A 13,342-nucleotide genomic window follows, 5' to 3' on the forward strand; every position below is an offset into this window, starting at 1 on the left:
AGCCACCTGTGAGCCACAGGTGGCTTTACGCTTCCCTAAAAAGAGAGTATTCTATATAATCGAGACTCATTTTAGAACATATTTCCCAAAGGGGAGAGATAGATGAAAGCGATCGTCGGTCTTGGCAATCCCGGCCGTGATTATGAAAAAACGAGGCATAACATTGGTTTTATGGTCGTTGACCAGTTAGCGGAACGATGGGGCCATGACGGCTTCAAAGCTAAGTTTCAGGGGAGCTTTAGCGAAGTTCGCCTTGGCGGGCAGAAGGTTTTCTTGCTGAAACCGCAGACCTACATGAATTTGAGCGGGCAGGCTGCCAGTGCCATGGCCGCTTTTTACAAATTGGCCCCAGAAGATATCCTCGTCGTCTATGACGACCTCGATCTTCCGCCAGGAAAACTGCGGGGTCGAACAAAAGGTAGCAGCGGTGGTCATAACGGCATCAAATCGCTGATCGCTTGTCTGGGCAGTGAAAACTTTCCTCGCTTGAAACTGGGCATCGGCCGCCCGGCGAGCCGGCAGCCATCGGCCAGCTATGTCTTAGAGAGCTTTCGGGCGGAAGAACTAGCCGATATACAGAAAGCGATCGATCTGGCTTGCGACGCCGTAGAGCTCTGGTTGGAGCGGGGGATGATCGAGGTGATGAACCGCTTTAACGGCGGGGAAAAAGCCTAATCTTTCGCGGAGGGTAATAACTCTTCGGACAGCCCTTTGCGGACTTGTTCCCGTACAGTCTGGCGCAACCAGCGTGACGTCACCTGATCGACCGGATAAGCAGCATAGACCGATGATAATTCTTCTGCTGCTTGAAGCTTTACCAGGAGCACCTGATCGATATCGGCGTGGGCAACCATGCCCTTTTTGATCTCGAACATCCGGCGGCGGGTCTCGCCCTCATACCAGAGGGCTTTCTGAAAGTCCCAGCCGTAGGCGACAAAGCGCCGCAGCAGATCTAAGAGCCGGTAGGCGTGGAGAGCTTCCTTCGTGTCGTACCCGAATTCTCTGACCAGATGGGCCGTTGTCGATGTTCCTTTGCGAAGATTCTTCAGTTTCTCCTTCACCGTGCCGATGCAGTTGCGGAAAAGTCCCGGCCGATTCAACTGGGCGAGTGCTTCTTTTCGAGATAGAAGCTTTTGACCCAGTTCAACATGCTGGGGATGGACGACCACTTCCTGGCTAAAGAGGATTTCGAGAAAATAGGGATTCCCCTTCAGGATCAACTCGGCGAAACGGCGTATATCGTGGACGGTATAGTCCACTTCCGGCGAAGTCTGAGCAGAGGAAAAAAACTTCTGCCCATAAAGATCGTCAAAGGTGGGCAACAAGAGGTACTTCCAATCTTGATCTGAGGTGCTGTCATGGAGGTTGTAATTGGGGGAGCCGACCCTGGCTGACAGGAGAATCTTTCGTCCTTCAATGGTTTCCAGCATATCTCTACATTCCTTGCAGAAGAAGTTTTTCAACCGTAATTTTCGGCGACATACTGCAAAAAGGATTCGTAGATATCGGGGGCAAACCAGGCTTTGTTTTTCGCCAGATACTCTTTGGCTTCGGCTAATGTGCGTGCTTTCTGGGTCACCCGGTCTTCACGCAACATGGCGAAAACGTCACAGATACCGATGATCTGGGCGCCTCGTGTGATGGACGAGCCTGTTAACTGTCCGGGATAGCCGGAACCGTCGTAATGTTCATGGTGCTGCTCGACCATCTCGGCCACTTCCGGCGGAAAGAGTCCCCCTTCCTGGATGATGGAAGCGCCATGGTTGGAGTGGACCTGGATCAAGATCTGCTCGATGGCGTCGATGCCATGAGGCTTTTGTAGGATACCGGAAGCCACACGCAGCTTGCCGATATCGTGCAGCAAGGCGGCTAGGATGATCGGCATGGATGTTTCACGGGGTAAGCGAAGAAAGCGTATGAACTCTTTCGTCACCTTCGCTACGTCTTGTGTATGTATCAAACTGGGAAGATCGTGTTCTTCCAGCTTCTTCAGAAGTCGTTCTGTCTCTTCGAGAAGCAAAGGATACTTGTCCGCCGGAACGGGCACAGGAAGCCACCTCCATGGAATGTGGTTTCCTTCATTGTAACCGATTCCCATGGGGAACAAAACATCCTTTTCTTGACCGGACAAGTGGGGTAACAATATAATGAGAACGAATTCGGCCGTCCTACTCCGGTGCCGGGAGGCGGGGGGATCGATTTTTCCTGCCCCGAAAAGGTGTCGAGCCAAGGACGAGAGGAGAGAGCGTATGGCCGAAAAGGCGATAGCAAACAATCTTTTTGATCATATAGCGGATACTACGGAATTTCAGCATCTCTGGACCGACTGGAAACGAGGCCGCGGCGCCCAGGCTGCCTTTGGCTTGACCGGGAGCCAGCGAACAACCTTGATGGCGACCTTCGCCAGTCGATCGGGGCAACCCCTCTTGGTGGTCACCCATTCGATACAGCAAGCGAAAAAAATTGTCGAGGACTTGCAATCCCTCCTGCCCAATGAGGATATCTTGTTCTTCCCCGCTACGGAAGTGATGCCCTATGAAGTACTGTCTTCGAGCCATGAACAGTTGGCCCACCGGTTGACGACGCTGCTGCGATTAGCCCGCAAAGAACCGGTCACCGTAGTCACCACTATCGACGCTTTGATGAAAAAAATCGTACCCCCTGCCGTCATGGCCCAGGGGGCTATTCCTATTTCCGTAGGGGAACGGGTCGACTTGAATCATCTGATCGAGTCGCTGCATTTTTTAGGCTACCAGCGGGCCAACCAAATCGAAGGGGCCGGCCAATTTTCTCTCCGGGGCGGCATCTTGGATATCTTTCCGCTCACACAGTCCCAGCCGGCGCGCATCGAGTTCTTCGATGACGAAGTGGACTCGATCCGGCTGATCGATGTGGAAAGCCAGCGTTCCCTCGAAAAAGTAAATGCCTATGAGATCGGCCCTGCCCGGGAGATGCTTTTGACGGCGGAGACGATGGAACAGGGCCGGGAGAGACTGGCCCGAGAAGCGGAAGCTGCCCGAGAACGGCTGCTCAAATCGGATCAGCAGGAGACGGCTGCCCGGTTACAGGAAAAAGTGGACAGTTACCTGGAGCAATTGGCCGAAGGCATCTGGGTGGAAGGTTTGGAGCAGTTTCAGAACTTTTTCTATCCCGATCAGGTGCTGCTTACAGACTATCTACATCCGGAGACGATCCTGTTCTGGGACGAGCCGACGCGGATCAAGGAAACGGCCGAGGCCAAGGAGCAGGAGATCACCGAAACCTTCCTGCACTTGCTTGAGTCTGGCGGTGTACTGCCGGAGCAGAGGAACGTCTATACCTACTATAACGACTTGAGTGCTGAGTTGGGCGCAAAGCCGATCATCTATCTGGCCCTGCTCGCGAAAAAACTAGATCGGGTCAACCACGAAAACACGGTTCATTTTACGGCCAAGAACATGCATCCCTTTTTAGGCAAGTTAGATATGTTGGCCGATGAACTCAAACAGTACCGGAAGAGGAAGGCGGCCGTACTGATCCTAGCGGCTACACCGTCCCGCCGCGACCGCATCTTGGAGGCGCTGCGCGACTATGGCGTAGAAGCCCGGTCTGTCGCTGGTATCGAGTCGGAAATCATCACCGGAACCGTGTCGGTCGGCGTGGGCCATCTCGAAGCAGGCTTTGAAATGGTATCGTCCCGGTTGGTCGTCATCACCGACTATGAGATCTTTGGCCGGGAGAAAAAGCCCCGCAAACCGAAAAAGGCAGCCCGGGAAGGGCAGAAGATCGATTCCTTTGTCGACCTAGCCCTCGGCGATTACGTCGTCCATGTCAACCATGGGATAGGACGGTATATGGGCGTCGAAAAGCTCGACGTAGGCGGTATCCAAAAAGATTACCTGGTGATCAAGTACGCCGGGGAAGACCGTCTTTACGTTCCTACGGAGCAGGTTCACCTGATCCAAAAATACGTCGGCACCGAAGGGGTAGCGCCGAAACTATACCGCTTAGGCGGAAACGATTGGCAAAAGGTCAAACAACGGGTCAAGGAATCGGTCCGGGAGATGGCCGGTGAACTGCTTAAACTGTATGCTGCTCGAGAAAGCCAGCCGGGCTTTGCCTTTCAGGCGGACTCGCCTTGGCAGAAAGAATTTGAAGAGGCCTTTCCGTATGAGGAGACACCTGATCAGTACCGCTCGATCATCGAAGTGAAGAGCGACATGGAACGGCCCAAGCCGATGGACCGTTTGCTCTGCGGCGATGTGGGCTATGGCAAGACAGAGGTGGCCATCCGGGCTGCCTTCAAAGCGGTGCAGGACAGCAAGCAAGTGGCGGTCCTGGTCCCTACGACCATCTTAGCTCAGCAGCACTATAATACCTTCCGGGAGCGCTTCAGCGGCTACCCCGTCCGAGTCGAGGTGCTCTCTCGCTTCCGCACGGCCAAGGAACAGAAGCTCACCATCGAAGGGTTGAAGACAGGCGAAGTCGATATCGTCATCGGTACTCACCGGCTCGTCTCGAATGATGTATGCTTTAAAGAGCTTGGACTCTTGATCATCGACGAGGAGCAGCGCTTCGGTGTGGCCCATAAGGAGAAGATCAAACAATTTAAGGAGAACGTGGATGTGCTGACCCTGTCCGCCACGCCGATCCCTCGTACCCTGCACATGTCCATGGTGGGCTTGCGGGACATGTCGATCATCGAGACGCCGCCGGAAGATCGCTACCCCGTGCAGACCTATGTGGTGGAATACAACCCCGAGCTGATCCGGGAGGCCATCCGCCGGGAGTTAAACCGGGGCGGCCAAGTCTATTATGTTCGCAACCGGGTCGAAGACCTAGACCGCATCGCCCGTGATTTGATGGCAATGATTCCAGACGTTCGCGTCGCCGTAGGTCACGGTAAAATGCGGGAGGACCAGCTAGAACAGATCATGCTCGACTTTTTAGAAGGCGAGTACGATATTCTCGTCTGCACGACGATCATCGAGACGGGTCTCGATATTCCTAATGTGAATACGTTGATCGTCGACGGGGCCGACCTGATGGGCTTATCTCAGTTGTATCAACTCCGGGGGCGGGTGGGCCGCTCCAACCGGTTAGCCTACGCCTACTTCACCTATCGCAAGGACAAGGTGCTCACCGAAGTAGCGGAAAAACGGCTCCATGCGATCCGGGAGTTTACCGAACTGGGATCGGGCTTTAAAATCGCCATGCGGGACTTAGAGATTCGCGGTGTCGGCAATCTGCTCGGGCCGGAACAACATGGACAGATGGCTTCCGTCGGTTTTGACCTCTATTGTCGCTTGCTTGAAGAGGCGATCCAAGAACTGCGCGGAACAAAACCGGAAGAGAAGCCCGATGTGCTCGTGGAAATCAAGGTGGACGCCTTTATTCCGGACGGCTACATGGCCGACTCGGCCTCCAAAGTCCATTTTTACAAGCGCCTCCTCGATGCCAAGACGATCGATCAAGTCGATACATTGGAAGAGGAGATGGAAGACCGTTTTGGCAATTTGCCGGAAGCCGTTCAAAACTTAGTCCGCCTCAGCCGGATCAAAGCTCACGGACAGGCTCTCGGTGTGTCGGCGGTGCAGCAGGAAAAAGAAGAGGTTCGTATCCGCTTTTTTCCTCATGCCAAGGTGGACGCGTCGGCCATTTCGGCGCTGGTGCAGTTTTTAGGCCGGAAGGTCAACTTCTCTGCCTCGAGTGGTTTTGAAGTGAGAATCAAAACGACCCGCCAAAAACCGCAGGAGACGCTGCTGATTGTCGATAAAGCGATGGGCCTGCTGGCTAAAGCGAGCAAAGCCAAAGATGCGAATGGGGAAGCCGATAAAACCTCGGCGATGCCGGAGCCGGAACCGCGAGCAGTTCAGGCGGTTCCTGAATCGGCGACAGGTCGAAACCGTGGGAACCAATGGCCGCCAAGTATTCGCCATTGAACCCTCGGTCCGATGTAACGGCCGCAGTTCTCTCGGCAAACAACCGCAACTTCAGCCCATAAGGACCAATGTTTCACAGATTCATAGCAATATTTACCAACCAGCTTGTCGCTTCGTAGAGCTTGGTGGTATAATCGAGTCGTTCCTACACCAATAAGGAGGACAATTTATTTTGAGAAAATCAGCGAAATTGCTGGCTGTAGCCTTGTTAGGGACTTTTCTCTTGTCCCTGGTAGGCTGCGGCAGCAGCAGTACGGTGGCCACCGTCAACGGCGAAAAAATTACCCGAGTGGAGCTGGACAAGCGAGTCAACCGCTATAAACAGAACCTAGAGGGAGATCCGAACCAAAAAGAGGTCCTCGCCAGCCTGGAACAGCAGGAATTGGAACGGCTGATCGACGAAAAGCTGCTCATGCAGGAAGCGAAACAGCGGAATATCCAAGTGACTGATGCTCAGGTCGATGAAGAGCTGACGAAAGGGAAGCAGAATTTTCCCTCTGATGAGGAATATCAGAACGCACTGAAACAGAACGGCTTGACAGAACCGGAACTGAAAGAGATGATCCGATCGAACCTGATCATGTCGAATCTTTATGATACACTCAGCCCGGACGTACAAGTGAGCGACCAAGATATTCAGAAGTACTATAAAGAAAATCCCGATAAATTTAAGCAAACCCAGCAAGTCAAGGCTTCGCACATTCTCTTAAAGACGGAAGAAGAAGCCAAAGCGGTGATCGATCAACTGAAAAAAGGCGCTAACTTTGAGCAGTTGGCTGCGGAAAAGTCCACCGACCCGACGGCTGCCCAGAACAAAGGTGAACTCGGTTTCTTCGACCGCGATGCGATGGTCAAGGAGTTTTCTGACGCCGCCTTCTCGATGAAAAAAGGCGAGATCAGCAAAACCCCTGTCAAATCCAATTTCGGCTATCATGTGATTCGAGTCGAAGATATCAAAGAAGCGCGCCAACTGACCTTAGACGAAGTGAAAGATCAGATCAAAGTCGACCTGGCGGCAGAACAGAAACAACAGAAATTCGAGACCTGGTACGGTGATGTAAAAGCGGCTGCTAAAATCGAACGGAAACTTCCCCAACCGGCGGCTCCGCAGACCGGAACAGGAACGCCTAACTCGTCACAGCAGCCTGAACAAGCGCCAGCCCCCGCAGCACCAGCCCCGGAAGGACAACAACCGTCTAAATAATGACAAAGAGCCCGATAACCGTCCAAAAGCGGCTATCGGGTTCTTTTTTACGGGAATGTCAGAACCCTTCGGGATGGAAAAAAATGAATAACCCCAAAGGGTCGGATATATACTATCACTGAACCAAGAACCCCAAGTCACGGCCCACAAAGGAGGGATGGTGAAGGAATGAAAGCAACGGGCATCGTACGGCGAATCGATGATCTCGGGCGTGTGGTCATACCCAAGGAGATCCGAAGAACCTTACGTATCCGAGAAGGAGACCCTCTGGAGATCTTTGTGGATCGCGAAGGGGAGGTCATCCTAAAGAAATATTCGCCGATTGGCGAGTTAGGCGATTTTGCCAAAGAATATGCGGACTCCTTGAGCGAGGCCACGGGCCATATCGCATGTATCGCTGACCGGGACAACATCATCGCCGTAGCAGGAGCCCCGAAAAAAGAGTTTTTAGGCAAGCCGGTCGGGCCTGCGGTCGAACGGGTGATGGAGGAGCGGAAAGCTGTTCTTATTCAGAAGCCAGGTGAACATGCCCACTGCAAAGGTTGCCCTTCTACCGAAGAAGAGGTCGATTGCAAATTTTCTGCTGAAGTTATTGCTCCGATTATCGCGGAGGGTGACCCGATTGGCGCAGTCCTTTTAGCATCGAAAGATCCGAACGTCAAGATGGGCGAGATGGAGATGAAACTGGCTGAGACGGCTGCCGGTTTCCTCGCCAAACAAATGGAACAATGACTTTACCCGGATTGGGCAAAGTACTTGTGCCAAAGCATAACCGACCGGTTATGCTTTGCCGCGTTTAGGGGGTATATTGCATAGATGGCCTGGCAGGGGACAGGAGGACGGCGGTTTCTCATGGGTGCCCTATGGCTGACCGGGGCGGGAATCGTCAGCAAATTTCTGGGCGCCTTTTACCGGATCCCTTTGGCTCGCATTTTAGGTTCCGAAGGTGTCGGATTATACCAGATGGTGTACCCCATCTATACGGTGGCCTTAAGTCTAGCCACAGCGGGACTCCCGGTGGCCATCTCCGTGCTGGTCGCACAGCGGGCGATCCATGGAGACCATCGAGGCGCGTATCGGGTCTTTTTAGCCTCCTTTGGGCTGCTTTTTGGACTCGGATGTGGAGCTACATATTTGATGGTCCACTATGCTCCCTTTTTGGCCAGAGGAGTTCTTCAGGACGAACGGACTATGTTCTCTTTATGGGCCATTGCACCGGCTGTGCTGCTGACGGCGCTGATGGCAGCGTTCCGAGGCTATTTTCAAGGGTACCAGCACATGATCCCGACGGCCTTGTCGCAGGTGGCGGAACAGCTCGTCCGCGTCGGAACGATTCTTTGGCTCAGCCTATACTTACTGGGATACGGCGTCGATGTGGCCGCAGCCGGTGCTACCTTTGGAGCGGTGACCGGCGGGATAGCCGGTTTGGTCGTCTTGGGGGGATTCTTTTACTACTGGCAGCGTCAAACCCATGGCGGCATTCCCCGGAAAAACCTTTTCGATGACGAGAGTGCAGCTGCTGAGGCCGCTCCGCCTGTCGTTCACAGCAAGAGTATTTTCGGCCTCTGGAAGGACTTGCTCATCTTATCTCTCCCCATATCCTTAGGCGGACTCGTTACGCCCATCATGCAAACAGTCGATGCTGTTCTCATCCCTCGAGGGTTACAGTTAGCCGGTTATACGGCGTCACAAGCAGCTTCGCTGTTCGGAGAATTTTCCGGAATGGCCGCATCCCTGGTGGGATTGCCGTCGATCGTGACGGGAGCTGTTGGTGCCAGTTTAGTTCCCGTCATTTCGGCCCTGTGGAACCGGGGAGATCGCCCTCTCGCCATGGAGCGGTATCTCTCGTCGGTACGGATCGTGGCGCTTTTGTCCTGGCCGGCTGCCGCAGGGTTGGTTGCATTAGCTGAGCCGATTGGGGCTCTGCTTTTTCATGCTCCTGGTTCGGCCCTGCCGATGGTCTGGCTGGCGCCAACCATTCTCTCTTCGGCTCTCTACCAAGTGGTCACATCCGGTCTCCAGGGCATGGGGAGGACGGCCTTTCCCGTCGTCGCCCTCATCATTGGCACGGTGCTGAAAGTGGGCAGCAACATCGTTCTGATGCCCCGCTGGGGTCTGTTAGGGGCGGCTGTCGGTTCGAATGTGGGCTTTTTGGTAGCGGCGATACTCGTTCTCTGGTATATTCGAATACAGAGCGGTGTTTCCTTTCCCTGGTCGGCTGCCTTGCTCAAGCCTTTTGTTGCTGCTACAATGATGGCGGGTTACGCCCTTGTCGGTGTCCCCTATTTGACGAATATGGTAGGACCTTGGAGCGGGCTGGCCTTGTCTATGATCACTTCGTCGATCATCTATGGTCTCACTTTGCTGGCCATCGGTGGGATTCAAGCGGTCGATTTGGCCATGATCCCCCGGGTGGGCCCGCGGCTGGCCAGTTGGCACCGGCAGTTTTGGGGCGCTTAAAAACTGTTTTTGGCGCCCTCTCTACATTGTGAACGAATCGGAGGAGCATCATGGAACCGAACATTACGATCGTCGGGTTAGGCGCGGGAGATGCAGGACATCTTACACTGGCAGGCTGGCAAGCGCTTCAATCGCAGCGTCCGCTTTTTCTTCGCACCTCTGTCCACCCGACTGTGGAATATTTAACGAAATCGGGCCTGACTTATCGCAGTTTTGACTACCTCTATGATCAGGTCGATTCCTTCGATCAACTCTATCCTCGCATCGCCGAAGAAATTCTTCAGGAGTCGGAAAAAGGTCCCTTGACCTTTGCTGTACCCGGTCATCCCCGTGTGGGGGAAAAGACCGTCGAAATCCTCTTAGCCGAGGCGGGACGACGGGGATTGACGGTAGATGTCATTCCCGGCGTCAGCTTTTTGGAAGCCATCTATACGACCATCGGGTTAGATCCTTCCCGGGGGCTGACGGTGTTGGACGGGTTGGACTTGAGGGCCGATGATCTGGCGGGGCGTCAAGGAATCATCATCACCCAGATGTACTCGCCGCTGGTCGCGTCGGAAGTGAAACTGACTCTGATGGAAAGCTACCCCGACGAGTATCCGGTGACTGTCGTCCGGGCCGCTGGCGTCTCGGGGGAGGAACGCGTGGAGACGATCCCCCTTTACCAACTCGACCGCCTGTCCTGGGTGGATCACCTGACGAGCCTATATGTTCCGCCGAAGGGGGACGGTGACAGGGCTGAGCAGGAATCGGTTGCTGAAGAATTCGAACAAGAATCAAGGGTTCAGTCAACTGGGTACCGGTTTTCGTCCGGAGAATATCCTCTCGATCCCCTGGTCGACGTCATGTTTCGCCTGTTGGGCGAGGACGGTTGCCCTTGGGACCGCGAGCAAACCCATGAATCCCTGAAACCCTATCTCCTGGAAGAGGCTTATGAGGTTTTAGAAGCGATCGATCTGAAAGATGACAGCAAGATCCGAGAGGAACTGGGCGACGTGCTCCTGCAGGTCGTCTTCCACGGCGCTATCGCCCAGCAAGAGGGGCGCTTTCAGATCGGTGAGATTGTACAAACCATAACGGAAAAAATGATTCGCCGGCACCCCCATGTTTTTGCCGATATTCAAGTGGCCGATTCCAAAGAAGTGCTCGTCAACTGGGAAGCGATCAAGGCGCAAGAAAAAGGCGAGAAGGTGAAGAGTCCCAGCGGCATCGATAAGGTCACGACGGCTCTGCCTGCGCTGTTGCGAGCGGAAAAACTACAGAAGCGGGCGGCTCGCATCGGTTTTGATTGGGTCGACTGGCATGGTCCGAGAGAAAAAGTCCGGGAAGAGCTGGCCGAGTTGGTAGAGGCGATCGATAGTGGCGATAAGCAACACATCCGCGATGAGCTAGGGGATCTTTTCTTTGCTGTCGTCAATCTGGCGAGATTTTTCCAGGTTAACCCGGAAGAAGCCCTTCACCGCACCAGTGATAAGTTCATCCGGCGTTTTCGATATGTAGAAGAATGCTGTCGGCGGGAACAAAAAAATATGACCGATTGCTCTTTAGAAGAGATGGACAAGTACTGGGATGAAGCAAAAGCACAGGGTCTATAGGAATAATTTGGCTTAAAAAGTCGAAAATATTAACAAGCCGGAAGGAATAAATGGGTATATAGCGAATACCTTCTCAGCAATCCAATACTAGGAGGGGTAACGGGTGAACAAAACAGATTTGGTGAGTGCCGTCGCAGAAAAAGCCGAACTGACCAAGAAGGATGCCGAAAAGGCAGTTAATGCGTTTTTTACTGTTGTAGAAGAAGCTCTGAAAGCGGGAGATAAAGTTCAACTCGTCGGATTTGGCACCTTTGAGATCCGTGAACGGAAAGCTCGTACAGGCCGCAATCCGCAGACCGGGGAAACGATTACGATTGAAGCCTCGAAAGTGCCGGCCTTCAAAGCAGGTAAAGCACTGAAAGATGCTGTCGAAGCTTAATCCCGGAAGTACAAAAGAGTTGAAGTCAGGTTTCCAGCAGGGAACCTGATTTTCATTCGGGGGGATCATCGTGCGTCTTGATAAGTTCCTGAAGGTGTCCCGCATCATCAAGCGGCGCACCGTCGCTAAAGAAGTTTGTGAGGGCGGACGGGTCACTGTAAACGGACGTCCGGCCAAAGCGGGGACGGAGGTGCAACCGGGAGATCGGTTGATCCTGCAGTTCCCTCAAAAAACGTTGGAAGTAGAGATTCAGGAAATCAAGGAAAACGCCCGGGTGGAAGAAGCCCGGGAACTATACCGGATCCTACGGGAAGAGAACCTTGCCCGAGAGGAATCCCCTTTGTTCTAGGAAAAACGCCTGCCCACATATGCATGATGGGGGGGCGTTTTTATTTTGTCGATATTGAGGACAAAGGAGGAACTTCCGTGGATGTTCATAACGATAAAAGCCACGGCTTTGTCGTGGAAGACCGTAAGAACATTATGATTCGCGGTGTGACCCAAGTCGGCGCTTTTGACGAAAACGAAATCTACACGGTGACGGTGCGGGGGCCCTTGTTGCTCCGTGGCGAAGGCTTGCAGATCATGCAGTTGAACTTAGACGAAAAGGTGCTGTCGGTGGAGGGATATATCACGGCGGTACAGTACCTGGAGGAAAACTCTCCGCAGAATATACGGCAAAAGGGAAAGAACTTATTGAGTCGACTGCTCCGGTAGGAGCAAGGGGCGGGGAGGAATTTCGGTGACACCACTGGCCCAGCAAATCTACGGTTTTGCCTTATCAGCGATTGGCGGGTTGCTTTTAGGTGCCGGATTCGATCTCTATCGAACCCTTGTCAGGGTGGGCCGCCGGCGATGGTGGACGTCGGTGGCCGACTATTTAATTTGGCTTTTTGGCGCTGCCATCTTTTTTCTCCTGCTTCTCTGGGGCAACCTGGGCGAAGTGCGGGTCTATGTCTTTATGGGGCTTGCATTTGGACTCTTCCTTTACTTTCGTTTTGTTTCGGAGGAAGTGCGGGCTTTTTGGGAAGGCATGCTAGAACTGATCTTGCATGTGCTTCGCATGATCCTTTATCTAGCTACGTTTCCTTTTGTCTTTGCCTACCGGCTCCTTCGAGACTGTATGAGCTATCTCTACCGGAACATGGTCAAGTTGAAACGTTGGATCCACCAGAAGGTAAGGATCCCTTTACGACGAGCGATACAGTTTCTTCGGGTCCGTTTATCCAGTCTCAGTTCCCGGTGGAAAAAGATCAAAGGACGCATCGGACAGCGTTTTCGCCGCCCCCCGCCAGGGCCTCCACCAAATGAGAATTGACAACCTAAATAAATCTATATATTTTTTATTGAGTTGCAGGAATTTGAAAGAGCCTTGCAGAAAGTACCAATTTAAGTATTTTGGAGATGAGGGGTTTCGGTGAAACGAGCCAAGGCGCGATCCAATCGAAAAAAGAAGATGCTGCTCATCGGGGCAGGGATCGGCCTATTGGCGTTGGCAGCTGTTCCCCCCTATCTTCAGCACCGGGAACTGGCCCAGGAGGCGGACAGGCTGTCTGCTGATCTGGAACAGGTGCGAACGGAACATGGGCAGATGCAAAAAGAAAAAGAATGGCTTTCCTCCGACGCTTACGTGGAACAGGTCGCTCGTCAACAACTGGGGCTTGTTCGACCTGGCGAAGTGATCGTAGTCAGGGCAAAACAAAGCAACGGCGTTCCCATGAAAAAAGACGCCAATGGAAATATTCAAATCAGAGACTGATGATAAAAGCATTTCCGCCTGTTG

At 53.3% G+C, this 13,342-nt stretch carries 13 protein-coding genes; 11 read left to right on the top strand and 2 right to left on the bottom strand.

Translation table 11 applies throughout. The features are described 5' to 3' along the window. The first annotated feature begins 102 nt into the window (after positions 1 to 102). Positions 103 to 675, top strand: coding sequence for an aminoacyl-tRNA hydrolase (gene pth, locus GJ688_RS05605; protein WP_155475565.1), 573 nt, complete (start codon positions 103 to 105; stop codon positions 673 to 675). On the opposite strand, the gene GJ688_RS05610 is transcribed toward pth, so the two are convergent. Together GJ688_RS05610 and GJ688_RS05615 are read right to left on the bottom strand one after the other, a co-directional pair. Further along, the gene (locus GJ688_RS05610) at positions 672 to 1,430 is read right to left on the bottom strand and encodes a DNA polymerase beta superfamily protein (protein ID WP_155475566.1); all 759 of its coding nucleotides are present in this window, start codon (positions 1,428 to 1,430) and stop codon (positions 672 to 674) included. The two genes, pth and GJ688_RS05610, sit on opposite strands and share 4 nt — an antisense overlap. Before the next feature lie 29 nt (positions 1,431 to 1,459). After that, positions 1,460 to 2,047: an HD-GYP domain-containing protein gene (locus tag GJ688_RS05615; RefSeq protein ID WP_170291705.1), complete on the bottom strand. Its 588-nt coding sequence runs from the start codon at positions 2,045 to 2,047 to the stop codon at positions 1,460 to 1,462. A gap of 202 nt (positions 2,048 to 2,249) precedes the next feature. Between GJ688_RS05615 and mfd the strand changes: the two genes are divergently transcribed. From mfd to GJ688_RS05665, 10 genes are all read left to right on the top strand, one after another. Continuing rightward, the gene (gene mfd, locus GJ688_RS05620; RefSeq protein WP_155475568.1) at positions 2,250 to 5,921 is read left to right on the top strand and encodes a transcription-repair coupling factor; all 3,672 of its coding nucleotides are present in this window, start codon (positions 2,250 to 2,252) and stop codon (positions 5,919 to 5,921) included. 172 nt (positions 5,922 to 6,093) lie between these two features. Then, positions 6,094 to 7,125 (top strand): peptidylprolyl isomerase, encoded by a 1,032-nt coding sequence (locus tag GJ688_RS05625; RefSeq protein WP_155475569.1) that lies wholly within the window; start codon positions 6,094 to 6,096, stop codon positions 7,123 to 7,125. A 168-nt stretch (positions 7,126 to 7,293) separates the two neighbouring features. Then, entirely contained in the window at positions 7,294 to 7,857 is a 564-nt protein-coding gene (gene spoVT / locus GJ688_RS05630; RefSeq protein WP_155475570.1) for a stage V sporulation protein T, read from the top strand. Positions 7,858 to 7,941: 84 nt separating this feature from the next. Further along, a complete protein-coding gene (locus GJ688_RS05635; RefSeq protein WP_155475571.1) occupies positions 7,942 to 9,585 on the top strand; it encodes a putative polysaccharide biosynthesis protein in 1,644 nt (547 codons plus the stop codon). A gap of 50 nt (positions 9,586 to 9,635) precedes the next feature. After that, positions 9,636 to 11,180 (top strand): bifunctional methyltransferase/pyrophosphohydrolase YabN, encoded by a 1,545-nt coding sequence (yabN, locus tag GJ688_RS05640; RefSeq protein WP_155475572.1) that lies wholly within the window; start codon positions 9,636 to 9,638, stop codon positions 11,178 to 11,180. A gap of 103 nt (positions 11,181 to 11,283) precedes the next feature. Next, on the top strand, positions 11,284 to 11,559 hold the full coding sequence (locus tag GJ688_RS05645) for an HU family DNA-binding protein (protein ID WP_170291706.1): 276 nt from the start codon (positions 11,284 to 11,286) through the stop codon (positions 11,557 to 11,559). Between the two features lie 70 nt (positions 11,560 to 11,629). Further along, positions 11,630 to 11,908, top strand: coding sequence for an RNA-binding S4 domain-containing protein (locus GJ688_RS05650; RefSeq protein ID WP_170291707.1), 279 nt, complete (start codon positions 11,630 to 11,632; stop codon positions 11,906 to 11,908). Positions 11,909 to 11,985: 77 nt separating this feature from the next. Then, positions 11,986 to 12,276, top strand: coding sequence for a YabP/YqfC family sporulation protein (locus GJ688_RS05655; RefSeq protein ID WP_170291708.1), 291 nt, complete (start codon positions 11,986 to 11,988; stop codon positions 12,274 to 12,276). A gap of 25 nt (positions 12,277 to 12,301) precedes the next feature. Then, a complete protein-coding gene (yabQ, locus tag GJ688_RS05660; RefSeq protein WP_155475574.1) occupies positions 12,302 to 12,877 on the top strand; it encodes a spore cortex biosynthesis protein YabQ in 576 nt (191 codons plus the stop codon). Positions 12,878 to 12,976: 99 nt separating this feature from the next. Continuing rightward, entirely contained in the window at positions 12,977 to 13,318 is a 342-nt protein-coding gene (locus tag GJ688_RS05665; RefSeq protein ID WP_155475575.1) for an FtsB family cell division protein, read from the top strand. The last annotated feature ends 24 nt before the right edge of the window (positions 13,319 to 13,342 follow it).

This window comes from Heliobacterium mobile, from assembly GCF_009720735.1.
GTDB lineage: Bacteria > Bacillota > Desulfitobacteriia > Heliobacteriales > Heliobacteriaceae > Heliobacterium > Heliobacterium mobile.